Annotated in this window: 22 protein-coding genes and 2 pseudogenes; 14 read left to right on the forward strand and 10 right to left on the reverse strand. The window is 69.5% G+C overall.

The annotated features are described in order from the left end of the window. The first annotated feature begins 9 nt into the window (after positions 1-9). The 5 genes and pseudogenes from grpE to ABZU75_RS07560 all read left to right on the forward strand — a co-directional run bounded on the left by grpE (position 10) and on the right by ABZU75_RS07560 (position 6,188). Positions 10-630 carry a nucleotide exchange factor GrpE gene (gene grpE / locus ABZU75_RS07540; protein WP_355550552.1) on the forward strand — a complete coding sequence of 207 codons (621 nt, stop codon included), beginning with the start codon at positions 10-12 and terminating at the stop codon, positions 628-630. A 34-nt stretch (positions 631-664) separates the two neighbouring features. Next, a complete protein-coding gene (gene dnaJ / locus ABZU75_RS07545) occupies positions 665-1,864 on the forward strand; it encodes a molecular chaperone DnaJ (RefSeq protein WP_355550554.1) in 1,200 nt (399 codons plus the stop codon). Positions 1,865-1,866: 2 nt separating this feature from the next. Next, positions 1,867-2,142 (forward strand): annotated as a pseudogene (locus ABZU75_RS07550) (helix-turn-helix transcriptional regulator); the annotation flags it as partial. Positions 2,143-2,642: 500 nt separating this feature from the next. Further along, complete coding sequence (clpB, locus tag ABZU75_RS07555; protein WP_355550556.1) at positions 2,643-5,225, forward strand: ATP-dependent chaperone ClpB; 2,583 nt, start codon at positions 2,643-2,645, stop codon at positions 5,223-5,225. A gap of 120 nt (positions 5,226-5,345) precedes the next feature. Further along, entirely contained in the window at positions 5,346-6,188 is an 843-nt protein-coding gene (locus tag ABZU75_RS07560; protein WP_355550558.1) for a hypothetical protein, read from the forward strand. An 81-nt stretch (positions 6,189-6,269) separates the two neighbouring features. Here the strand turns inward: ABZU75_RS07560 and ABZU75_RS07565 are convergent, their stop codons facing one another. Next, a complete protein-coding gene (locus ABZU75_RS07565) occupies positions 6,270-6,800 on the reverse strand; it encodes a hypothetical protein (protein WP_355550560.1) in 531 nt (176 codons plus the stop codon). Between the two features lie 178 nt (positions 6,801-6,978). Here ABZU75_RS07565 and ABZU75_RS07570 point away from each other — a divergent pair, with 178 nt between their 5' ends. Next, entirely contained in the window at positions 6,979-7,674 is a 696-nt protein-coding gene (locus tag ABZU75_RS07570; RefSeq protein ID WP_355550562.1) for a hypothetical protein, read from the forward strand. Here ABZU75_RS07570 and ABZU75_RS07575 read toward each other — a convergent pair. The 3 genes from ABZU75_RS07575 to ABZU75_RS07585 all read right to left on the reverse strand — a co-directional run bounded on the left by ABZU75_RS07575 (position 7,650) and on the right by ABZU75_RS07585 (position 11,301). Beyond that, positions 7,650-8,210, reverse strand: coding sequence for a TetR family transcriptional regulator (locus tag ABZU75_RS07575; RefSeq protein ID WP_355550678.1), 561 nt, complete (start codon positions 8,208-8,210; stop codon positions 7,650-7,652). The two genes, ABZU75_RS07570 and ABZU75_RS07575, sit on opposite strands and share 25 nt — an antisense overlap. A 118-nt stretch (positions 8,211-8,328) precedes the next feature. Beyond that, positions 8,329-10,047: an SDR family oxidoreductase gene (locus ABZU75_RS07580; protein ID WP_355550564.1), complete on the reverse strand. Its 1,719-nt coding sequence runs from the start codon at positions 10,045-10,047 to the stop codon at positions 8,329-8,331. Positions 10,048-10,191: 144 nt separating this feature from the next. Continuing rightward, on the reverse strand, positions 10,192-11,301 hold the full coding sequence (locus ABZU75_RS07585; RefSeq protein ID WP_355550566.1) for a CapA family protein: 1,110 nt from the start codon (positions 11,299-11,301) through the stop codon (positions 10,192-10,194). 126 nt (positions 11,302-11,427) lie between these two features. Here ABZU75_RS07585 and ABZU75_RS07590 point away from each other — a divergent pair. Both ABZU75_RS07590 and ABZU75_RS07595 read left to right on the forward strand, forming a co-directional pair. Continuing rightward, a pseudogene (locus tag ABZU75_RS07590) lies at positions 11,428-11,559 on the forward strand (catalase); the annotation flags it as partial. Positions 11,560-11,572: 13 nt separating this feature from the next. Further along, positions 11,573-11,806, forward strand: a complete 234-nt coding sequence (locus ABZU75_RS07595) for a hypothetical protein (protein ID WP_355550568.1) — start codon at positions 11,573-11,575, stop codon at positions 11,804-11,806. 39 nt (positions 11,807-11,845) lie between these two features. Here the strand turns inward: ABZU75_RS07595 and ABZU75_RS07600 are convergent, their stop codons facing one another. The 3 genes from ABZU75_RS07600 to ABZU75_RS07610 all read right to left on the reverse strand — a co-directional run bounded on the left by ABZU75_RS07600 (position 11,846) and on the right by ABZU75_RS07610 (position 13,551). Next, positions 11,846-12,070, reverse strand: a complete 225-nt coding sequence (locus ABZU75_RS07600; RefSeq protein WP_350918623.1) for a DUF397 domain-containing protein — start codon at positions 12,068-12,070, stop codon at positions 11,846-11,848. Between the two features lie 381 nt (positions 12,071-12,451). Then, a complete protein-coding gene (locus tag ABZU75_RS07605; protein WP_355550571.1) occupies positions 12,452-12,658 on the reverse strand; it encodes a DUF397 domain-containing protein in 207 nt (68 codons plus the stop codon). 32 nt (positions 12,659-12,690) lie between these two features. Further along, entirely contained in the window at positions 12,691-13,551 is an 861-nt protein-coding gene (locus tag ABZU75_RS07610) for a helix-turn-helix transcriptional regulator (RefSeq protein WP_355550573.1), read from the reverse strand. 467 nt (positions 13,552-14,018) lie between these two features. On the opposite strand from ABZU75_RS07610, the gene ABZU75_RS07615 reads away from it, so the two are divergent. The 5 genes from ABZU75_RS07615 to ABZU75_RS07635 all read left to right on the forward strand — a co-directional run bounded on the left by ABZU75_RS07615 (position 14,019) and on the right by ABZU75_RS07635 (position 18,915). After that, a complete protein-coding gene (locus tag ABZU75_RS07615; protein ID WP_355550575.1) occupies positions 14,019-14,279 on the forward strand; it encodes a hypothetical protein in 261 nt (86 codons plus the stop codon). Then, complete coding sequence (locus ABZU75_RS07620) at positions 14,266-14,949, forward strand: hypothetical protein (protein WP_355550577.1); 684 nt, start codon at positions 14,266-14,268, stop codon at positions 14,947-14,949. The genes ABZU75_RS07615 and ABZU75_RS07620 overlap by 14 nt, the downstream gene beginning before the upstream one ends. A gap of 188 nt (positions 14,950-15,137) precedes the next feature. Continuing rightward, complete coding sequence (locus tag ABZU75_RS07625; RefSeq protein WP_355550579.1) at positions 15,138-17,303, forward strand: molybdopterin-dependent oxidoreductase; 2,166 nt, start codon at positions 15,138-15,140, stop codon at positions 17,301-17,303. Positions 17,304-17,404: 101 nt separating this feature from the next. Next, positions 17,405-17,959 (forward strand): HD domain-containing protein, encoded by a 555-nt coding sequence (locus ABZU75_RS07630; RefSeq protein ID WP_245651701.1) that lies wholly within the window; start codon positions 17,405-17,407, stop codon positions 17,957-17,959. An 89-nt stretch (positions 17,960-18,048) separates the two neighbouring features. Next, entirely contained in the window at positions 18,049-18,915 is an 867-nt protein-coding gene (locus ABZU75_RS07635; protein ID WP_355550581.1) for a Rieske 2Fe-2S domain-containing protein, read from the forward strand. 71 nt (positions 18,916-18,986) lie between these two features. On the opposite strand, the gene ABZU75_RS07640 is transcribed toward ABZU75_RS07635, so the two are convergent. From ABZU75_RS07640 to ABZU75_RS07650, 3 genes are all read right to left on the reverse strand, one after another. Continuing rightward, the gene (locus tag ABZU75_RS07640) at positions 18,987-19,214 is read right to left on the reverse strand and encodes a hypothetical protein (protein ID WP_329088968.1); all 228 of its coding nucleotides are present in this window, start codon (positions 19,212-19,214) and stop codon (positions 18,987-18,989) included. A 29-nt stretch (positions 19,215-19,243) separates the two neighbouring features. Further along, positions 19,244-19,999 (reverse strand): sulfite exporter TauE/SafE family protein, encoded by a 756-nt coding sequence (locus ABZU75_RS07645; protein WP_355550680.1) that lies wholly within the window; start codon positions 19,997-19,999, stop codon positions 19,244-19,246. Positions 20,000-20,129: 130 nt separating this feature from the next. Next, positions 20,130-20,924, reverse strand: coding sequence for an ABC transporter ATP-binding protein (locus ABZU75_RS07650; RefSeq protein WP_350918647.1), 795 nt, complete (start codon positions 20,922-20,924; stop codon positions 20,130-20,132). Between the two features lie 66 nt (positions 20,925-20,990). Between ABZU75_RS07650 and ABZU75_RS07655 the strand changes: the two genes are divergently transcribed. Further along, positions 20,991-21,710 (forward strand): hypothetical protein, encoded by a 720-nt coding sequence (locus ABZU75_RS07655; RefSeq protein ID WP_355550584.1) that lies wholly within the window; start codon positions 20,991-20,993, stop codon positions 21,708-21,710. The last annotated feature ends 5 nt before the right edge of the window (positions 21,711-21,715 follow it).

A 21,715-nucleotide genomic window follows, 5' to 3' on the forward strand; every position in this document is an offset into this window, starting at 1 on the left:
AGCAGCAGCGTGAGCACGCGCGAGAACGGTTCCGAGGAGGAGCCGGTGATCCGCGACAACCGGAAGATAGACCCGGAGACGGGACAGGTCCGCGAGACGGCCCCGGCGGAGGCCACGGGTCAGGACGACAAGGAGCAGGCCGACAGGTCGTCCTCCTCGTCCTCCCTGGCATCGGACCTCGCCTCGATCGAGCTGGCCACCCAGCTCGCCGAGCGCACCGCGGACCTGCAGCGTCTTCAGGCCGAGTATTCCAACTATCGCAAGCGGGTCGAGCGGGACCGGGCCATGGTCAAGGAGCAGGCGGTGGCCGGCGCGCTGGCCGAACTGCTCCCTGTCCTCGACGACATCGGCCGAGCCCGCGACCACGGCGAGCTGACCGGCGGTTTCGCCAAGGTGAGCGAGTCGCTGGAGGCGGCCACGGGGAAACTGGGGCTGAGCGCCTTCGGCACCAAGGGCGAACCGTTCGACCCGACGGTGCACGAGGCCCTGATGCACAGTTACTCCCCCGACGTCACAGAGCCGACCTGCGTGGAGATCCTGCAGCCCGGTTACCGGATCGGCGAGCGAGTGCTCCGCCCCGCGCGAGTCGCGGTGGCCGAGCCCGAAGAGCCCGTCGCGGACGACAACTGACCCCCCAAGATCCAATCTCTGAGAAGGAACGTGGATGAGCACCAAGGACTACTTGGAGAAGGACTACTACGCCGTCCTTGGTGTGCCCAAGACCGCCACGGCCGATGAGATCAAGAAGGCGTACCGGAAGCTGGCCAGGAAGTATCACCCTGACGCCAACCCCGGAAGCTCGGCGACCTCCGAGAGCACCGCCAAGTTCAAGGAGGTCTCCGAGGCCTACGACATCCTGTCCGACACCAAGCGCCGCAAGGAGTACGACGAGGCGCGGACGCTGTTCGGATCGGGTCTGGGCGGCTACGCGGGGACCGGGGGGGCTCCGCGCACCGGCGCGGGTGGGTTCCCGTTCGACCTGGGAGACCTCTTCGGAGGCACCCACCAGCAGAGCGGCGCCGGGGAGCGCATCGGCGACATCTTCGGCGGCCTCTTCAACCGGGGTGGCGCGAGCCGCCCCGGCGGGACGTCGACCAGGGCACGGCGCGGCCAGGACATCGAGTCCGAGGTCTCGCTCTCCTTCTCCGAGGCGGTGGAGGGCACCACGGTCTCGCTCCGTCTGACCAGTTCCTCCGCGTGCACCGCGTGCGGGGGAACCGGCGCCAAGGCCGGCACCACCCCGCGGGTCTGCCCGACCTGCGAGGGCACCGGGGCGGCCAGCCGCAACCTCGGAAACTTCGCCTTCTCCGAGCCGTGCCGCGACTGCAAGGGCCGCGGCCTGCTGGTGGACGACCCGTGCCAGGTATGTGAGGGGAGCGGGCGGGGCAAGAGCACCCGCACGATCCAGGCCCGCATCCCGGCAGGGGTCGGCGACGGCCAGCGCATCAAGATCAAGGCGAAGGGCGCGCCCGGGGAGAACGGCGGCCCCGCCGGTGACCTCTACGTCCAGATCCACGTCAAGCCGCACTCCGTGTTCGGCAGGACGGGCGAGAACCTGACGGTCACCGTTCCGGTCACCTTCACCGAGGCGGCGCTGGGAGCCGAGATCAAGGTGCCGATTCTCAAGGGAATGCCGGTCACGCTGCGCATCCCCGAGGGCACCCCGAACGGCCGCACCTTCCGGGTGCGCGGCAGGGGTGTGGCACGTAAGGACGGCACCAAGGGCGATCTGCTCGCCACGATCGAGGTTCTGGTGCCACAGCACCTGGAGGACAAGGCGAGAGGGGCCCTTGAGGAGTTCCGCGACGCCACCTCGGGTGGTGACCCACGGGCGGACCTCATCGAACAGGCCAGAAGCGAGTAGCCATGGAAGCCAACTACTTCGATCTGTCGGATGACACACCCGTCTATGTGATCTCGGTGGCCGCCCAGCTGTCAGGTCTGCACCCGCAGACCCTTCGCCAGTACGACCGTCTCGGCCTGGTCAGCCCAGGCCGTACGGCGGGACGCGGACGCCTGTACTCCACCCGCGACATCATGATGCTCCGCGAGGTCCAGCGGCTCTCCCAGGAGGAGGGCATCAACCTCGCGGGCATCAAGCGAATCCTGGTCCTCGAGACGGAGGCCCTGCGCCTGCGTGACGAGAACCACCGTCTCCGCGCGGAGATGAACATGATCCGCGCCCTCATCCAGTACCAGCTACCTCCCGCCTGAAACTCCTACCCGTGAGGCCGCGCCGGTGACTGGACTGAGGAGAGCGGGGTCGTGAGGAACGAACGCCCCCGATCGACGAGGGAAGTCACCGGATCCCAGCGGCCGAACCGCGACGCGCCAGCGTCGCCGACAGCCCGTGAGGCCCCGCCGGTGACGGGGAGGTCACCGGACCCCAGCGGCCGAACCGCGACGCGCCAGCGTCGTCGGCAACCCGTGAGGCCCCGCCGGTGACTGGGCCTGAGCGGCCTCACCGCGACGCGCAGCGTCGCCGGCAGCCCGTGAGGCCGCGCCGGTGACTGGACTGAGGAGAGGGAGGTTGCGAGGAACGAGCGGCCTCCCTCGACGAGGGAAGTCACCGGACCCCAGCGGCCGAACCGCGACGCGCCAGCGTCGCCGACAGCGCCTCCTGAACCACACGAGGGAAGTCAATGGACTACAAGCTCACCCAGAAGAGTCAGGCGGCGGTCTCCTCCGCCATCCGGCGGGCAGCCGCGGAGGGTAACCCCGAGGTCGCCCCGGCCCATCTGTTCACCTCACTGCTCGCCCAGACCGGCGGCACCGCGGTGCCCCTGCTCGAAGCGGTGGGCGCCGACTGGAAGCAGTTGCGGATCGAGGCCGAGAAGCAGCTCGCGGCCCTGCCGAAGGCGCAGGGCGCCACGGTCAGCGCCCCGTCGAGCTCCCGGCAGCTTCTCACCGTGATGAACACGGCGGCCCAGCGGGCCCGCGGCCTTGAGGACGACTACGTCTCGACCGAGCACCTGCTGGTCGGTCTCGCCACGGACGGCGGCCCCATCGCCCAACTGCTCAAATCGCGCGGCGCGAGCCCGAACGCGCTGCTCGACGCCTTCGAGAAGGTACGCGGGCACGCCAGGGTGACCAGCGAGACGCCCGAGGACACCTACCAGGCGCTGGAGAAGTACGGGATCGACCTGACCGAGCGGGCCCGGGCGGGCAAGCTCGATCCGGTGATCGGCCGCGACTCGGAGATCCGGCGCGTCGTCCAGGTGCTCAGCCGCCGTACCAAGAACAACCCGGTGCTCATCGGCGAGCCCGGCGTCGGAAAGACCGCCGTGGTGGAGGGGCTGGCCCAGCGGATCGTCGCGGGTGACGTGCCCTCCAGCCTGCGTGACAAGCGCCTGATCGCGCTCGACCTGGGCGCGATGGTCGCCGGCGCCAAGTACCGCGGCGAGTTCGAGGAACGTCTCAAGGCGGTGCTCGGGGAGATCAAGGAGAGTGACGGCCAGGTCGTCACCTTCATCGACGAGCTGCACACCATGGTCGGCGCGGGCGCCGGCGAGGGCGCGATGGACGCGGGCAACATGCTCAAGCCCATGCTGGCCCGCGGCGAGCTGAGGATGATCGGCGCCACCACGCTGGACGAGTACCGCGAGCGCATCGAGAAGGACCCCGCGCTGGAGCGGCGGTTCCAGCAGGTCTACGTGGGCGAGCCCACCGTCGAGGACACGATCGCCATCCTGCGCGGCCTCAAGGGGCGCTACGAGGCACACCACCAGGTCCAGATCGCCGACGGCGCGCTCGTGGCCGCAGCCGCCCTCTCCGACCGCTACATCACCTCCCGCTTCCTGCCCGACAAGGCGATCGACCTTGTCGACGAGGCCGCCTCCCGGCTCCGCATGGAGATCGACTCCCGTCCCGTCGAGATCGACCAGCTCCAGCGGAACGTGGATCGGATGAAGATGGAGGAGCTGGCGCTCGCCAAGGAGACCGACGAGAGCAGCCTGCAGAGGCTGGAGCGGCTCCGCGGGGAACTCGCCGACCGCCAGGAGGAGCTCAACGCCCTGGTCGGCCGGTGGGAGCAGGAGAAGGCCGGCCTCAACCGGGTCGGCGACCTGAAGAAGCAGATCGACGAGGTGCGGAGCGCCGCCGAGCGCGCGCAGCGCGACGGCGACTTCGAGGCCGCCTCGCGGCTGATGTACGCCGAGGTGCCCAGCCTGGAGGCCAAGCTCGCCGAGGCCAGCAAGGCCGCCCAGCCCGAGAACCCGATGGTCAAGGAGGAGGTCGGCGCCGACGACATCGCCCAGGTCATCTCCTCGTGGACCGGCATCCCCGCAGGCCGGCTGCTCGAAGGCGAGACCAGCAAGCTGCTCCGCATGGAGGAGGAACTCGGCAGGCGGCTGATCGGCCAGCGGCAGGCGGTCGAAGCGGTCTCCGACGCCGTACGGCGAGCGCGGGCCGGCATCTCCGACCCGGACCGGCCGACCGGCAGTTTCCTGTTCCTCGGTCCGACGGGCGTCGGCAAGACGGAGCTGGCCAAGGCACTGGCGGACTTCCTGTTCGACGACGAGCGGGCGATGGTCCGCATCGACATGAGCGAGTACGGCGAGAAGCACAGCGTCTCGCGGCTGGTGGGCGCCCCACCCGGTTACGTGGGCTACGAGGAGGGCGGCCAGCTCACCGAGGCCGTGCGGCGCAGGCCGTACACCGTGGTGCTGCTGGACGAGGTCGAGAAGGCCCACCCCGAGGTCTTCGACATCCTGCTCCAGGTGCTCGACGACGGGCGGCTCACCGACGGACAGGGCCGGACCGTCGACTTCCGCAACGTGATCCTGATCCTCACCTCCAACATCGGCTCGCAGTTCCTCGTGGACCCGAGCATGGCGAAGGAGGATCAGCGGACCGCCGTGATGGCCGCGGTCAGGAGCTCGTTCAAGCCCGAGTTCCTCAACCGGCTCGACGACGTGATCCAGTTCGACGCGCTCGGCACCGAGGAGCTCTCCCAGATCGTGGACCTGCAGGTGACCCACCTGGCCAGGCGCCTGGCGGACCGGCGGCTCACGCTGACGGTGACCCCGGCGGCACGCGACTGGCTGGCGCTGACGGGCTACGACCCGCTGTACGGCGCGCGCCCGCTCCGCCGCCTCGTCCAGTCCGCGATCGGCGACAAGCTGGCCAAGGAGGTGCTCTCCGGCGAGGTCCAGGACGGCGACGAGGTGCTGGTCGACCTCGACGAGGCGAGCGACTCCCTGAACATCGGCCCGGTAAGGGCTTGACCATCACCGGGTGGGGCCCGGTAATGGCTCGACCACCATTGGGTTAAGCGCGCCCCTGGGCAAGACCCCCCTGTTACGTTCGGCAGTCATCGGATTACCGAACGCAACAGGGGGATGTGCATGTCGAACTCATCACGGAACATCAGGGGAATCCTCGCGGTGGCGCTGCTCACCGCCGGCGCCGGCTGGACCATGGTCTCTCCGGCCTCGGCGGAGGTCGCGCCCTGCCAGGAGCGCGAGACGGCAGGGGCACCGCAGGCGCCCGGGGCCATGGCGGCCGCCTGCGAGGAGGTCGGCGACGCCGGGACGCCGGCGATCGCAGACGGTTCCGGGGCATCGGTGACCGCAAACATCGGCGAGACGCCGGTCGCGACGGACGGCACCGGGGCGTCGGTGACCGCCGGCACCGGCGAGACGCCGGTGACCGCGGACCGGCTCGCACACGTCACCGACCTGCCGGATCTCTCCCAGGCCTCAGCGCTGGTCAGCTTCGCCGATGCCGGAGGCGTCGCCGCGGGCACCGGCTTCCACGCGTTGCCCTTCGGGCTGTCGAGCCTGCCCGGTCACGAGTGGACGAACTCCTGGGTGAGCATCGTGGCCGACGCGCCGGACCTGCCCGGCCTGCCGGGCGCGCCGGGTGCTCCCAGCGACGGCATCAGCTGGCTGCGGGCCCCGGTGCCCCCGGCGCCCGAGCGACCCGCCGAAGCGGCGGTCACGCCGGACGACGACACGGCGCCGCTGCCCCAGCCGGCCCAGGCGGACGCCGTCACCGAGGACCTGCCGTCGGCCGAAACGCCGGTGGTGGAGCCTCCGGCCGTCGCACGCCCGGAGGCCCCCGCGGCGCCGGAGACTCCCACGGTGCCGGACACCTCCGCGGGCGAGGCCGCCACCACGGAGGGCGGCGCGGAGCTTTCCGTCCTCCCCGCGCTGGAGAGGACGATCCCGGGCCTCAATGTGGGGTAACCACCGGATCGCGAACCACCACGGAGGAAGGGTCGTGCCCCAACGGGCACGGTCCTTTCCTGGTTTCGGGGCAGGCCGCCGTCAGCACGAAGCGTCGAGGAGGGCGTCGAGCTCGTCTTCGGGGAGCCCGAGGTCGACGCGGATCCGGTAGCGGGTTCTGAGCAGGGCGATGTGCTCACCGCCACCCTCCACCGCCCGGTGCGCCCCCTCGGTGGCCCACCGATGGGCCTCCCCGAGGTCTCCGTAGGCGACGAGCGTCTCAGCGACCGTGAGGGCGGTGGCCGCGGTGACCTCGCCGACCGCGTGAATCGCCGCGATCACCTCTCTCGCCTCGTCCGGCTGTTCGAGCTCGAAAAGAGTGTCGGCGATCCCGGCCCGGGGATCGACGCTCACCTCGCCACCGTCGTCCACCGCCCGCTGGAAGCAGTCAAGGGCCCGAGCGGGCTGTCCGGCCTGCCGCCACTCCTCGGCGGCGAGCACGAGGATCGCCGCCCGCGACATGTCGCCGGACGCGTACGCCTCGACCAGGGCTTCGAGTCGCCGAGCCAGGGCTTCGTGATCGTCGGCCAGAAGTGCCTGCTCAAGCAATCGATCAAGTTGCTCACGTGTCACATGCGCCACATCGCGAGAGTACCGAGCGACGCTCGACCGCGTACGGCCAACGGCAGGTATTGGCCATATGACCTTGAGTAAACGAACGACTACGGTGCGCGTGTTTCTCCAGTAAAACGGGCATATGAGCGATGACTCCTGCTAGGGGAGCACATCATTGGGAGGAGCTGCGATGGGCATGTCCAGGCAGACGGCCTTCACCCTGATGCTTCTCCTGGCCTTCTCCGTGATCGTTCCGGGGTCCGCCGGATATCTGTCGGTCAAGATGGAGGCGATCGGTCAGGCCCACCAGGAGCTGCTCACCCTGGAGAGCAGGCTCCGTCATGAGAAGCTCGCCGCCCGGATCAAGAGGATGGAGCGGGTCCATCGGGCGCGACGTCTCCAACCGGTCACCCCCTCCGAGCCCATCCGGAGCTCCCGCGTCGAGTCGGGGGCGCTGCCGCCCGGACCCGGCACGGTCGTAGCGGTGCCGATCGAGCCGGGCGCGGAGTGGCCGCGCGAGAGACCGCCGCGCGCGCAACGGCAGGATGTGCAGCGGCAGAGCACCCAGAGACCGGGAACGGCCTGGCAGAACCCGCAGGGGCCGGAAGCGCAGAGACTGCTGGAAGCGCAGAGACCGACGGCGCAGAGGCGCGTCGAGACCGGGACGGCCGGGGCAGCCGAGGCGGCCGGCGGGACCTTCGCGCAGGAGCGGTGGTCCCAGCTCGAACGCCGGGGCCAGGTCCGGCAGTATCGGGAACGGCCCACCGACGCGGGGCCCGTGTTCGCCACGCCGGACTCGACCGGCGGCGGGAACCCGCCTGAGGGCACCGGCGAGTCTCTCGAAGAGAACCTTCTCCCCCAGCTCTCTCAGACCGAGACCCGGGCGAACTGACGGTTCAGATAGCCACGGATCAGACGCTTGGCCTCGGCCACGAGCTGCGGGTCGCCGTTCGGATCACGGCGGAACGCCAGCTTGAGCACCGCGTCTCCGGCCTCCACCGCGACCAGGATGGCCAGGTCGAACTCCTCGCTGTCGGCCAGGCCGTACTCCTGCAGGAGGAGGCCACGCAGCCGTCCGGCGATCACCGTGTTGTTCTCAGAACCGGCGTCGAGCAGGTTGAGGTCGACCACGTCGCCGAAGTGCAGGGACCGGAAACCCGGCACGGTCCTGTGCATCTCCACGTACTCATCGATGATCGCGTCGACCGCGTCCCACCAGCCCGCGTAGTCCTCCGACAGGAAGCGTCTCCCGATCCGGGAGACGAACCCCTCGATGTGACGCCGGGTCACCGCCTGGGCGATGGCCCGTTTGTCGGGAAAGAACTGGTAGACCGAGCCGATCGCGACCCCCGCGCGCTCGGCGATCCGTGTGGTGGAAAGCGCGTCGTAGCCGATCTCGTCCAGCAGGTCGGCGCACGCGTCGAGCATTCGCTCCACGCGCCGTGCGCTCCGTCGCTGGGTGGGCTGACGCCGCAGTGGGACTTCGCAGGGCTCCTCGGCGGGCACGATGGACACCCCACCATCTTGCCCGCCTGACGCCGTCGGGTCAGTGCTTATTCGTCATTCGCGAGATTTCGCCGCCGCCGGCCAGCCGTGCCAGCCGGCGCACGGCCGCCGGGGAGATCCGCGAGAGCGCGTGACCGATTTTGCCCTCCGCGTTCACGGCGACGACGGGCAGGTCGCGGTGGACCGCGCGCAGGATGTGCGCGGCCACCCGCTCGGGCGGGTACCCGCGCGCGGCCAGCGCCCTCCCCGCGGGCCTGTCGGCGCCCTCGGCGAGCTCGCCGACGTACCTGGCGTTCCGCGCGATCGCGGTGGAGACGAACCCGGGACAGATCGCGGTGACCCCGATCCCCTGCCCGGCGAGCTCCGCACGCAGGCAGTCGCTGAGCATCTTCACCGCCGCCTTCGACGTCGAGTACGCGGGCAGCAGCCGGCTGGGCAGGAAGGCGGCGAGCGAGGCCACGTTCACGATGTGACCGCCCTGGCCGCGCTCGGCCATCTGGGCGGCGAACAGGCGGCAGCCGTGGATGACGCCCCACAGGTTCACGTCCAGGGTCCGCCGCCAGTCGTCGACCGAGTGGTCGAGGAACGGGCCGGCCACCGCGATCCCCGCGTTGTTGACCACGATGTCGGGCACGCCGTACCGGTCTTTGACCACCCGCGCGAACTCCTCCATCCCGGTGGCGTCCGCGACGTCCACTTTCCGGGCGTGCGCCGTGCCCCCACCCGCGGCGATGCCCTCCACGGTGCGGCGGGCCGCGCCGAGATCGATGTCCGCGCAGATCACCTCGGCGCCGTGCGCGGCGAAGGCGCGGGCCGTGGCCCGTCCGATCCCGCTGCCCGCACCGGTGACCACCACCAGCCGGTCGTCGTAGGGCCCGCGCCTGCCGGGCCGGTCCCTGCGCAGTTCCCTGGAGGGCGGCGTCCCCTCGACGTGCTCGGCGAACTCGGCGATCATGCGGGCGAGCACCCAAAAATGGCTGCGCTGCGCCCAGTGGCCCGCGGGGATGCGACGGTGCCACAGCCTTGGCACCCACAGGCGCGTCGAGGCGAGCAGCGCGGAGGAGACGAACAGGTCCTTCGTGGTCTCGACAAGCTGGACGGGTAGCCGGGGGACGGGCTCGGCGGGCGTCCCCCGGCGGGTCAGCATGTTGGCCCGGTAGAGACCGAGGCCGTTCAGTCCGTCCCTGACGAGCGTGTCCGCGGGGTGCCCCGGGCGCCCGGCCGCCCGTATGGACCGTCTCATCACACGCGGCAGCACGGCGCGCAGGACGAGTTCGGGGATGACGGGGATCTGGAAGGCGCCGATGTACCAGGAGCGCAGGAGCTGCCCGGCGACCTCGCGCGGACGGCCGTACCGTACGAAGTGGGCGGCCTGGTCCAGGTGCGGGCCGCCGACGGAGGTGAAGGAGAGGATCCGCTCCTCGATTCCCGGCCTGCCGATCAGCTTCCAGCCCTGGACGGAGCCCCAGTCGTGCCCGACGAGGTGCACTCCCGGCTTGCCCACCGCGTCCAGGACCGCGGTCATGTCGGCGGCCAGGTGGTCGTAGTCGTAGTCCTCGGTGGCACGCGGGGCGCCGGAGAGTCCGGCACCGCGGACGTCGTAGCGGACCACGTGGAAGCGGTCCTCCAGCAGCGAGGCGACCTCGTCCCAGACCCGGTGGGTGTCCGGATAGCCATGGACCAGCAGGACCGTGGGAGCGGCGGGATCACCCTGCTCGAACAGTGCCAGCCGCACGTCGCCGGACTCGACCCACCGCACCACGACCTCCTGTTGGATGGATTGTCCAAGACAGTAGTCGAACAGAACGGGATCCTGACAGACCGCTTCCCGCGGCCGGCCGCGCACGACCTGGGGTGATCATCGAAGGCGACGCGGCGTGCGGGGAGAGCGGGACCGGCCCGGTCAGCCGGACTGACCGGGTCTGGCGGCCAGTCCGGTGCAGTCGCGCAGCGCCTTCCAGTTCGCGATGGCCTGCTGCCGCCCGAGCCCGGTGATCGGGATCGGCACCCCGCCCTGGATGCTGGCCGGGGTCCACTGGTCCTTGAGCACCCTGCGGCCGTTGATCGTCAGAGTGAGCACGCCGGTCCTGCCGGTCTCCGGGCCCCAGTTGTAGAAGACGAAGTTACCCATGCCGTAGTTGACGTAGCTGTTCTTCAGGTAGCCGCCGCCGAGCAGGATGTGCGCGTGGCCGCCCACGATGACATCCGCCCCGGCCGCGACCAGCTTGGGCGCCAGGCCGCGCTGCGCCTCGTTGGGGCACTTCTGCAGTTCGGTGCCCCAGTGCAGGTGGACGATCACGGTGTCGGAGTTCTTGCGGGCCCTGCGCACCTCCTGGATCAACCGCGCCTCGTTCTTGGCCGAGGCGAGGCCGGCCTTGTCACCGGAGGCGGTCCACGCCCCGACGAACTCCGCGTCCAGCACCTGGGTGGCGCCGATGATGGCGACGCGGTTGCCGTTCACGGTGGTCCGCCACGGCCGGTAGGCCTCGGCCTCGTTCCTGCCCACGCCCACAACGGGGAATTTGGCGCGTTTTATGGCGGCGAGGGAGTCGGTCAACCCGCTCTGCATGTAGTCCATGCCGTGGTTGTTCGCCAGGGACGCCACGTCCACCCCTGACGCCTTCAGCGCGGTCAGCGCGGCCGCCGGAGCGCGGAAGGTGTACTGCTTGCCCGGTGCGGGGGTGCCACCGGTGGTGATCGCGGTCTCCAGGTTGACCATCGCCAGGTCGGAGCGGCTGAGCACCTTGGCGATCGGGCCGAGCGCGGTCTTCGGATCGGCGTTCAGACGGGTTCGCAGCAAGCCCTCGAAGTGCACGTCGCCACCAAAGGAGATGGTGTACGGCTTGCGCTCGGGGGTAGGCGTGGGCTCCGCCTGGGGGGTCGGCTTCTCCTCGACGTCGGCGAGTGCGCCGGGGGTGACCGACTCGGCCGTGGAACAGGCCGCGAGGAGCACGGCTGAGGCGGTGATCGTGGCGGCCAGGGCAAGACGTCGGGCGGTGCTGTACGTGTCCATCGGTATCCGAGGATGCCATCTCACCCGCGATGTGTGGCACAACTCGCCCTACGAGATTCGATTCCTCAAAAGTTAAGTAAATCGCTTATTCGAATAATTCAACTTTAGACCGTACCGTGTCGTTCATGGAGGACCAGGGCCGGTGAGCTCGGCAGCCCCGACACCCAGCGTGACCCGCACGGCTTCGCGCTGAAGTTCTACACCGAAGAGGGCAACGACGACATCGTCGGCAACAACCCGCCGATCTTCTTCCACCGACCGCGCCCACCTGGTGAGCAACGTCGTCGGCCACGCCTCCGCCCCGGAGGTCACCGCCGAGATGAAGAAGCGCGTCGTGGAGTACTGGACGAACATCCACAAGGGCCTCGGCCAGGGCCTGGGCGCGTCACCGCCGAATAGTCACACCCTCTCCTCGTACGGCTCGCACCTTCGACAGGTGCGGGCCATACGGCTTCTCCCCCGGTTTCCCGGAGAGACCGCCCCCGGGGACGCGAAAGGGGCCTGACCTCCGTTGGGCAAGCCCCCGTCCGAGGTGCGGAACCGTTCAGAAGTCGAACTCCCCACCCTTCACCCCACCGACGAACGCGGCCCATCCGGCATGGCCGAAAACGAGCACCGGTCCTTCCCGGTCCTTGCTGTCGCGCACACCGACTTCACGTCCGGAGAGCCGTGCCACCTCCACACAGTTACCATTGAGGGAACTGTGGCTGCTCTTCTTCCAGATCAACGCATCACCTGATTCCATGCCCGTCCTCTCACCCAACAGCACCAATGTCAGAATTTCATCGGGAAGACGAGGAAATGCAAGACTCTTACATGGAATAGTCCGCTAACCAGCGGGTTTATCGCGCCAGGCCTCACACCGGGAAACCGGCGACGGTGGAGCCCACGGTTCCCCCCACCATCTGCACCCACATGGGCATCCCCGTCAGCGCCGCCCGCCTGAGGCGCCTCGGGCCGCGGGGCGGGTATTCCACCAAGATCGTTGATCGCCCGGCACACCGCCTCCATCCAGCGGTCGGCGGCGGGCCCGTGAACCTCGAACCGGATGTACGGCTTCGCGGCCCGGCAGTCCTCGACCCGCACGAGGTGGTGAGAGGTGCCCGGGGAAACGGCCCGCGGCCATCGGCCGGCGGGCCGTTCTCATCTCTCAGAGATGTAATCCATCTTTCTTGATCGCGCCGACGAAGATTCCCCACTCCTCACGGGTGAAGACCAGGACCGGCCCTGACCGCTCCTTGCTGTCCCGGACCCCCATGTGGCCCCCGTCCAGCGCCGCCACCTCGACACAGTTCCCGTTCACGGAACTGAGCGAGCTTTTCTTCCACTCAGCGGCGCTGATATGTTTCTTGTTCATTTGTCTTCCAATATGTGCATAGCGGCCTGCCGCTATCTTTCCCAGTACTCCGTTGTGTTTCTTATCAGTTCCTGCGACGCCGCCTCGCCCAGAGCCCGCTCCGCCAGATGGCCGAAGGCCCGTTCGTACCCGTAGACCATTTCCGCGTCCTCTATGAACCGTCCACCGAACAAGGACTCCAGATAGACGACATCGGGGAAGTCGGAGAACGTCAGGTGCACGAAGGTGCCCGTGGACACCGGCGGCGGAACGTCCTGGGGCAGGATCCGTATCTCCACGTGCGGTAACCGGGAGATCTCGATCAGATGCAGAAGTTGGTCCCGCATGACCTGGGCGTCGCCGTACTGGTTCTTCAGCACGGACTCGTGGAAGACGCTTATGTGCGTCAGCGGTCGCGGCGCGTGCAGCAGGGTGTGCTGGCGCATCATCCGGATCTCCGCGCGATCCTGAAACCAGCTCGACGGTAGCTGGCTGGCGTGTTGACCCGCCGCGAGGACCTCCCGGGCGTATTCCTTCGTCTGGAGAAGGCCGGGCACGACCTGGGGTTCCCAGTTTCGCGTCATGGTGGCCTCCGCCTCCATCCCGATGAGCGTGATGTAGTCATCGGGGACGGAACTCCGATACCTCTCCCACCACCCCTTCCGGGCGGCGTCGTGTCGCAGCGCGACCAGAGCCTCCCGGAGGTGCTCGTCGACCCCGTAGAGCCCGCAGAGCGCCTCGACGTCCTCCTCCTTGGCCAGTGTCTTGGCGGTCTCGATGCGGCTGACCTTGGCGGTCGACCACCCGAGACGGTCGGACACCTCGTCGCCGGTCATGTTCAGGCCTTCGCGGAGCCGGCGAAGCTCCATGCCCAGCCGACGCCGGCGGAGCGCTGGACTACCACGTTCCGGCATCACGACCTCCTCGCCATGACGGGCGGGGGGACGTCATGGCCTCGACAGGAACCAGACGAATGGTAGTGCAAATTACACTGTCGTTTGCAGTGTATTCGGAGAAGTTTATTGCTTTTTTCCTTACGGCAAGTCTTGCAGGGAAATCTCTACTGAGCGACTATCAGAACAGGAAGGTTCTCGGAAGATCGGGGAATCCACCGGTGATCATCCGGGGGATGTCTTCGAGGACCTCCGCGAATCGCGCGCGGGGCGAAACGTGCGCGCACCTGATCGGCAACGGCGCCGTCTCCAGCACGACGGAGTTGAACCGGGGAGGCCAGCAGGGGGAGCGGAGGAAATCGGCCGGCGACGGCCCAGAGTCGCACGCACCAGGGGGCGCCCGATCGGGCGCAAAAAAGCACCGGGTCGGCGGCCACCGACCCGGTTGGCACAAGAACTCCACGTTGAAACCACGAAGGGAGTCTCCTATGTCCTTCCACCGTACCAAGGGACTCTGCGGAATCAAGACCCTCATCCTCGATCTGATCTACATCGTCGACCGAGAACTCTGCATGGACCAGGACGAGTGGGCCCACCGGCTCGGCTGGACCGTGACCAGGACCGGTTTCGTGAGCAGGCACTACCGCGAGCCCCGGTTCGACCTCCTCAAGGCCGAGCGGACCGCCGCCCCCGCCCTCGCCCTGGCGCCCGTACCCGGCAAGAGGGCGGGCGGCGATGTCGCGGCGTAACCTCCGCAACAACCGCTACGGTCGCCCCGACGGCCGGCCACCCGGCAGGACGGGCCTCCTCGTCCGGCTGTGGCGCTGGCGGACGGAGATCGTCCTGCTCGCCGCCGTCTCGACCGTCCTGGCCGCGGCGGCCCTCTCCTTCAAACAGGGCCACTGGTGGCCCTCCGCCCTTCTGGCCTGCACCTCCGGCGTCCCCGCCGCCTCCCGCTCCGGGCGCAGGTGGGTGCGGGCGCACGCGTGGTGTCTGATCTCCCGGCACCGCCTCCAGAGGACGTGCGTGGAGACCGGGATACACACCCGCTCGGGACGGCTTCCGCTGGTGCTGTGGATCACTCCTTCCGCCGCCGGGGAGAAGGCACTGATCCTCGCCAGGGCCGGGATCTGTGCCGAGGACTTCGAGGCGTTCTCGGCCGAGATCGCATCGGCGTGCTACGCCCGCGACACCGTGGTCCTTCGGCACCGCAGGTGGGCGCACCTGCTGGCCGTCGAGATCGTCCGCAGGGACGAGTTCACCGGCCCCCCGGCGGGAATCGACCGGTGGTACGGGTGGACGGACTGGGTCGGCCCACGGGCCCACCGGACCGTGCGGGAGGAGTCCGGCATCCGCTCCGCCGCCGCCCTGCCCCCCGGGCCGCACGAGCCCGCCGACCAACGGCAACGGGCCGCGTGAACCTCCGCTCCACGGGAAGCATGCCGCGCGAACCTCCCATCCGGCCGCGGGACGCAGCGGGCTGTCTGGGTTCCACTGGCCGTCCCGTCCTCCTGGCGGCACGGAAGCCCCCGAGTTCGCCCTCGGGGGCTTCCCCTCGCCCCGGCCTACGGCCATGATGAGTTCACTTGCCGGACTCAGGAGTGCCGATGAGAACAGCGCACCGGACCTGCCCCCTCTGCGAGGCCGTCTGCGGCCTCCGGCTCACCCTCGACGACACCGGGCACGTCACCTCGGTCAAGGGCGACCCGGACGACCCGTTTTCCAAGGGGTTCATCTGCCCCAAGGGGGCAAGCCTGGGCCGCCTCGACGAGGACCCGGACCGGCTGGGCGTCCCGATGATCCGGACGGGCGAGGTGTGGCGCGAGGCGTCCTGGGACGAGGCGTTCCGCACGGTCGAGGAGGGCCTGAAGGGCGTGATCGACGCACACGGCCGCCGGTCTCTGGCCGTCTACGTCGGCAACCCGAACGCCCACTCCATGGCGGGCGCCCTGTACGGCACCCCCCTGATCCGCGCTCTCGGCACCCGCAACGTCTTCTCCGCGAGCACCGCGGACCAGATGCCCAAGCACGTCTCCTGCGGCCTGATGCTCGGCGACCCGCTGGCCATCGCGGTGCCCGACCTGGATCGCACCGACTACCTGCTGATGCTCGGCGCCAACCCGCTGGAGTCCAACGGCTCGCTCTGCACCGCCCCTGACTTTCCCGGCCGCCTCAAGGCGCTGCGCGGACGCGGAGGCAGGCTCGTGATCGTCGACCCGCGCCGCACCCGCACCGCCGCTCTCGCCGACGAGCACCTGTTCGTGAGGCCGGGCACCGACGCCTACCTGCTGTTCGGCATAGTGCACACCCTCTTCGCCGAGGATCTGACCTCGGTGGGCGTCGAGGTCAACGGGCTGGACGAGGTCAGACGGCTGGCGGAGGACTTCGCCCCGGAGACCGTGGCCCCGATCTGCGGGGTGCCCGCCGCGGAGATCGTACGGCTGGCGCGCGAGCTGGCCGCGGCCCCGACCGCCGCCGTCTACGCCCGTATCGGCACCTGCACCGTCGAGTTCGGCACCGTCACGCAGTGGCTGGTCGACGTCGTCAACATCCTGACCGGCAACTTCGACCGCCCCGGCGGGGTCATGTTCGCGAAAACCGCGGTGGAGAACGGCCGCAGGAGCAGGCCGTACACCACGGGACGCTGGCACAGCCGCGTCCGCGGGCTGCCGGAGGCGAACGGTGAGCTCCCGGTGGCCACCCTCGCGGACGAGATCGAGACACCGGGCGAGGGGCAGGTCAGAGGGCTGGTCATGGTGGCCGGCAACCCGGTGCTGTCGGCGCCGGGCGGTCCCCGGCTGGACGCGGCCTTCCGTGACCTGGAGTTCATGGTCTGTGTGGACCCGTACCTGAACGAGACCACCAGGCACGCGAACGTCATCCTGCCGCCGCCCCGGGTGATGCAGTCGCCGCACTACGACCTGTCGCTGCTGTTCGTCGCGGTCCGCAACTACGCGAGGTTCTCCCCGCCGGTCCTGCCGCTGGAGCCGGGACGTCCCTCCGAGGCCGAGATCATGGCGCGGCTGACGATGATCGCCTCTGGGCAGGGGGCGGACGCCGACCCGGCCCTGCTCGACGAGCTGATCCTCGACCAGATGCTCCGCAAGGCGGCCGAGACGCCCGGCTCACCGATGGAGGGCGGGGACCCGGCCGAGCTGCGTGCCTCGCTGGACGGCGGCAGCGGAGCCGAGATGCGACTGGACGCCATGCTCAGGCTCGGCCCCTACGGGCTCTCCCTGGCCACGCTCCTGGCGAACCCGCACGGCATCGACCTGGGCGCTCTGGAACCTCGGCTGACGGAGATCGTCCGCACCGCCTCGGGGCGGGTGGAGCTGGCCCCGCCGCGGCTGGTCGAGGACGTCGCGCGGCTGCGCGGGCGGCTGACCGTGCCACCCGCGGAGATCGTGCTGATCGGCCGGCGCCACCTGCGCTCCAACAACAGCTGGCTGCACAACGTGGGCCCGCTGGTCGGCGGGACCAACCGGTGCACCCTGCAGATCAACCCGGACGACGTGAGCAGGCTCGGGCTGGGCGAGCACGCGGTGGTGCGCTCGGCGGCCGGCGAGCTGGTCGTACCGCTGGAGCCGACCGACACGATCATGCCGGGAGTGGTCAGCCTGCCCCACGGATGGGGACACGCGGGCACCTCGCAACTGGTGGCCGCCAAGCACGCGGGGGTCAACGCGAACGCGCTGACAGACGATTCCATCGTGGACGTACCCTCGGGAAACGCCGTGTTCAACGGGGTCCCCGTCACACTCGGCCGGGCATGATCCCATGATCGCTCGGAAAAGGGGCATCGACGCGCATTAGGCTTGCGCGCGTGACCACCCCTTTAGCACAGGACCGTCTACACGCTCAGCTCACCTTCGCCATGGAGATCGACAAGCTCAGACGCATCGTCCGCCGCAACACCCTCATGGACGGGTCGCGGCGGGAGAACGACGCCGAGCATTCCTGGTACGTGGGCATGCTGGCGATGGTCTTGGCCGAACACGCACCACCGGGCACCGACCTCGACAGGGTCGTCGCGATGCTGCTCGTCCACGACATCGTCGAGATCGACGCGGGAGACACCTTCATCTACGACGCCTCCGCCGTCGAGGCCCAGTTGGGCATCGAGCGCAAGGCCGCCGACCGGATCTTCGGGCTGCTCCCAGATGACCAGGCCGCGCGGTTGCGCGACCTCTGGGACGAGTTCGAGGAGCGCAGGACTCCCGAGGCCAAGTTCGCCAAGGCCCTCGACCGGATCGCGCCCATCATGGCCAACCACCACAACGAGGGCGGCACCTGGTCGCTCTACAAGGTGACGGCGGAACAGGTGCTGGAGAAGGTGAAAATCATCGAGGAGGGGTCGGCGACGCTGGGCGCCTACGCCACCGAGATCATCGCTCTCTCCGTCAGCCGAGGGCATTTGGCGCGTGCATAACACCGTTCCCGGGTAGGTCCCTATGGGTCGAGAAGGGGGCGATAGTGAAGGAAACCGTCAAAACAGGGCGCCGAACTTTTAAGCGCCTGGTGCCCGGGGTCGAGTTCACCGAGCGGATCGAGCGGTCCCCCAGGGCCGATCGGCCGATCCGCATACTCGCCAAGGCGGTGCGCCGACGGATCGGCCCCGGCCTGCTCCGTGACCTGCTGCACGGGGTACCGCTCGGCAAACCACTCCATCCACCGCTCGCCAACCTCAGCCTGGGCCTCTGGGCGGCGACCGCGGTGCTCGACGTGACCCGCTCGGATCCACGCGCGTCGCAACTGCTGGTCGCGAGTGGACTCGCCACCGCCACCCCGGCGGTGGCCGCGGGCATCGTCGACTGGTCCGCGCTCCACCGCGAGCAGCAGCGGGTGGGGTTCGTGCACGCGATCGCCAACCTGACCTCCCTGGGGCTCTACGCCGGATCGCTGGCGTTCCGGTTGACCGGGCGCGACCGGACCGGGCGGCTGCTGTCGTTCGTCGGGCTGGGTGCCGCGAGCGTGGGCGGCTACCTCGGCGGCTACCTCGCCTACCGGCAGGCGGCCGGGTCCAACCACGCCGAGTCCGTCACCCACCTGGTCCCGCTGGGCTGGCACGACCTGTGCGAGATCGGCGATCTGCCGGACGGACGTCCGGTGACGCGACGGCTCGGCTACATCGACCTGTTCGTACTCCGTGTCGGGGGCACCGTCACGGTCCTCGCCGACCAGTGCGCCCACCTGGCCGGGCCACTCCACCAGGGGCGTCTGATCTCGGAGGAGGGCACCGCCTGCGTGGTCTGCCCATGGCACGGAAGCACCTTCAGACTCTCCGACGGTGCCGTCGTACACGGCCCGGCCACGGCCCCCCAGCCGTCCTTCGAGACCCGGGTCCGCCGTGACGGCGTGCTCCAGGTCCGTCCCGCCCAGGCATGACGGACCGCCCCTCCCGGGCGCGGCGAGAACCGGCCCGTCACCGGTCCTGAGCTGTTCGGGCCCGTTCGGGGCTATGCGGGCTTGCCGTCGGCGGGGTGTTCCACCAGGGCGAGGATCCGGCTGGACATGAACCGGGCGGTGCGCACGGCCGTTCCGCTCCGGGTGACCTCGCTCACCTCGACGACGCCGCCGCGTGCGTTGGCCACCTCAACGCGGCGTCCCGCTCTGGTGGCGCTGACCTCGTAGGTACGGGAACTGTCTCCTGCGTCGATGACAACCTCGACCTTGTCACCTTTCATACCTGATTGGTACCCACTAGTAGGCAGGTTCACCCGTACACCAGTTTGACTATCGCCACCACACCGATGCAGACGACGAACCAGCGCAATACCGGAGCGGGCAGCTTCCTGCCGATCTTCGCACCGAGGAAACCGCCGATCGCGGCGCCCAGCGCCACCATCAGCACCGCCAGCCAGTCGATCTCCGCGATCAGGATGAACAGCGCCGCGGCGGACATGTTGATCAGCAGCGAGAGCACGTTCTTGGCCGCGTTGATCCGCTGCAGGCCGTCGTCGAGGAAGCTGCCGAGCAGCCCGATGAGCAGCACGCCCTGCGCGGCGCCGAAGTAGCCGCCGTAGATGCCGCAGGCGAAGACACCGATCCAGAGCCAGGGGCCGCCGTGCGGCTGGGCGTGCTCCCGCCGGGCGCTCAACCACCTGTTGAGTCTCGGCTGGGCGATCACCAGCACGCACGCCACACCGATCAGGACGGGCACCACGACGTTGAACGTCTCCGCGGGGAGATAGAGCAGGAGCACCCCGCCGATCACCGCGCTGATGATCGTCGGAATTCCCAGCCGGATCAGCCGCTGGCGCTGCCCCTTCAACTCCGCCCGGTAGCCGAGCGCGCCGGTCAGCGAGCCCGGGACCAGGCCGACGCTGTTGCAGACGTTGGCGACGACCGGCGGCATCCCCAGCGCGACCATGGTCGGAAACGTGATCAGAGATCCGGAGCCGACAACGGCGTTGATGCCTCCGGCTCCGATACCGGCCACGAAGATCGCAGCCGCCTCCCACGGTGTCATGAACTCCCCTTTGCTGGTGAGGCTCGCGCCCATGACGAGGTGCACGGCACTTACCGGATGCTAGGAGGAGCCCGGCCGCCGTCTCACGGCAGGGGTATGCTTTACCGGTTTTTGGACAACCGAAATGAGCTCAGAGTTGGTGCGCCCGCGCGTACCACCGGCCGTCCCGCCCCTGATCCAGGCTGAGCGGGACGCTGAAGGTGTGCGACAGGTTCTCCGCCGTCATCACCTGCTCGATCGGCCCCTGGGCCACCACGGAGCCGTGCCGGAGCAACAGCGCGTGGGTGAACCCGCTGGGTACCTCCTCCACGTGGTGGGTGACCAGCACCATGGTCGGCGCCTTCGGATCGTGCGCGAGCGTCGCCAGGCGGCGGACCAGGTCCTCGCGCCCGCCCAGGTCCAGGCCGGCGGCGGGCTCGTCCAGCAGCAGCAGCTCCGGGTTCGGCATGAGCGCGCGGGCGATCTGGACCCGCTTACGCTCTCCCTCGGACAACGTGTTGAACCGGCGCCGGATCAGGTGGGCGCATCCGAACTGGTCGATCAGCTCGACGGCGCGCGTGACGTCGTGGGAGTCGTACTCCTCCGTCCAGCGGCCGAGGATGGCGTACGAGGCCGTGAGCACCAGGTCGATGACCTTCTCCTCCGGCGGCACCTTCTCCGCCAGTGAGGCGCTCGCAAGCCCGATGCGGGGCCGCAGTTCGAAGACGTCGCTCTGGCCGAGCCGCTCACCCAGAATCTCCACGATGCCCTCGGTGGGGAACAGCATCGCCCCGACCACCTGCAGCAACGTCGTCTTCCCCGCGCCGTTGGGACCGATGACGACCCACCGTTCGTCCTCGTGAACGGTCCAGTCGATCTCCCGCAGCAGGGCCGCCCCGTCCCTGCGGACGGTGACGTCCTGTAGCCGAAGCACCTGACCGCCCATCCCTTACGCCTCCTTGTGAATCGCTGGAACAGAACCTATTGCAGGGTGAGCGCATATCGTGGATCGGTGCACCCTGATTCACCGATCTCGGCCACCCTGGTCTGCTGGGGCAACGCCTGGCTCGCCGGACAGGTTGGCCTCGACGAGGCCGCCGACCGCGTGGAACGACAGGCCGGCCCCCAAGTCGTCGCCGCGGAAAGCGGCGACCTTCCCCTCCGCGGGTTCCTCGCCGACCTGCGGATCGGGGGTATGAAGTCGCTGCGACTGGCCCTGCCCGTCCCGGGCGACCCGCTCGGGCTCACCGGACCGCCCCCCTTCAACTCCGCGGCCATCGAGGCCGGACAGGCGGCGACAGCCGTGCTCGGTGACAGATGCCTTGGCCTGGTCCCGGTAAAGGACCACCGCGGGTCATCGTACGCCGGGGTTCGCTGGAGCGTGCTGGAGGCCCGAGCCACGGCACCCGACCTGCCCTCTCTCGCCGACGCGGAGCACGAGCTGACCCGCGCGATGCGGGTGGCCACCGACGCCCTGCTCGGCGTGGGGGGTCCGGCCCAGGGCCACCGGCAGCTGAAGATCACCGATGACGGCCTGGCCCCCGGCTATCCCGCCCGCGCCCATCGGGTCGCCGCCCTGGCCGCCCGTCTCGCCGCGGTGCTCCGCATCGCCGACGAGCGGGGGCTCACCTCGGGCCAGCTCGCCGTGCGCGCCGAGGCCCTGCGTGAGCTCGACCGCGCGGTGCGCCGGGCCCGCGTGGTCGCCCACCACGCCATCACCGAGCTGGTCTGAGGGCC

The organism is Streptosporangium sp. NPDC005286 (assembly GCF_040607515.1).
In the GTDB taxonomy this organism is placed as follows: Bacteria; Actinomycetota; Actinomycetes; order Streptosporangiales; family Streptosporangiaceae; genus Streptosporangium.

Excerpts from the sequence above, each read along its gene's own strand:
- dnaJ (WP_355550554.1), top strand. The coding sequence starts at position 665 with ATGAGCACCAAGGACTACTTGGAGAAGGACTACTACGCCGTCCTTGGT.
- clpB (WP_355550556.1), top strand. The coding sequence starts at position 2,643 with ATGGACTACAAGCTCACCCAGAAGAGTCAGGCGGCGGTCTCCTCCGCC.
- ABZU75_RS07560 (WP_355550558.1), top strand. The coding sequence starts at position 5,346 with ATGTCGAACTCATCACGGAACATCAGGGGAATCCTCGCGGTGGCGCTG.
- ABZU75_RS07570 (WP_355550562.1), top strand. The coding sequence starts at position 6,979 with ATGTCCAGGCAGACGGCCTTCACCCTGATGCTTCTCCTGGCCTTCTCC.
- ABZU75_RS07575 (WP_355550678.1), bottom strand. The coding sequence starts at position 8,210 with ATGCTCGACGCGTGCGCCGACCTGCTGGACGAGATCGGCTACGACGCG.
- ABZU75_RS07585 (WP_355550566.1), bottom strand. The coding sequence starts at position 11,301 with ATGGACACGTACAGCACCGCCCGACGTCTTGCCCTGGCCGCCACGATC.
- ABZU75_RS07605 (WP_355550571.1), bottom strand. The coding sequence starts at position 12,658 with ATGAACAAGAAACATATCAGCGCCGCTGAGTGGAAGAAAAGCTCGCTC.
- ABZU75_RS07610 (WP_355550573.1), bottom strand. The coding sequence starts at position 13,551 with ATGCCGGAACGTGGTAGTCCAGCGCTCCGCCGGCGTCGGCTGGGCATG.
- ABZU75_RS07615 (WP_355550575.1), top strand. The coding sequence starts at position 14,019 with ATGTCCTTCCACCGTACCAAGGGACTCTGCGGAATCAAGACCCTCATC.
- ABZU75_RS07620 (WP_355550577.1), top strand. The coding sequence starts at position 14,266 with ATGTCGCGGCGTAACCTCCGCAACAACCGCTACGGTCGCCCCGACGGC.
- ABZU75_RS07625 (WP_355550579.1), top strand. The coding sequence starts at position 15,138 with ATGAGAACAGCGCACCGGACCTGCCCCCTCTGCGAGGCCGTCTGCGGC.
- ABZU75_RS07630 (WP_245651701.1), top strand. The coding sequence starts at position 17,405 with ATGGAGATCGACAAGCTCAGACGCATCGTCCGCCGCAACACCCTCATG.
- ABZU75_RS07640 (WP_329088968.1), bottom strand. The coding sequence starts at position 19,214 with ATGAAAGGTGACAAGGTCGAGGTTGTCATCGACGCAGGAGACAGTTCC.
- ABZU75_RS07645 (WP_355550680.1), bottom strand. The coding sequence starts at position 19,999 with ATGACACCGTGGGAGGCGGCTGCGATCTTCGTGGCCGGTATCGGAGCC.
- ABZU75_RS07650 (WP_350918647.1), bottom strand. The coding sequence starts at position 20,924 with ATGGGCGGTCAGGTGCTTCGGCTACAGGACGTCACCGTCCGCAGGGAC.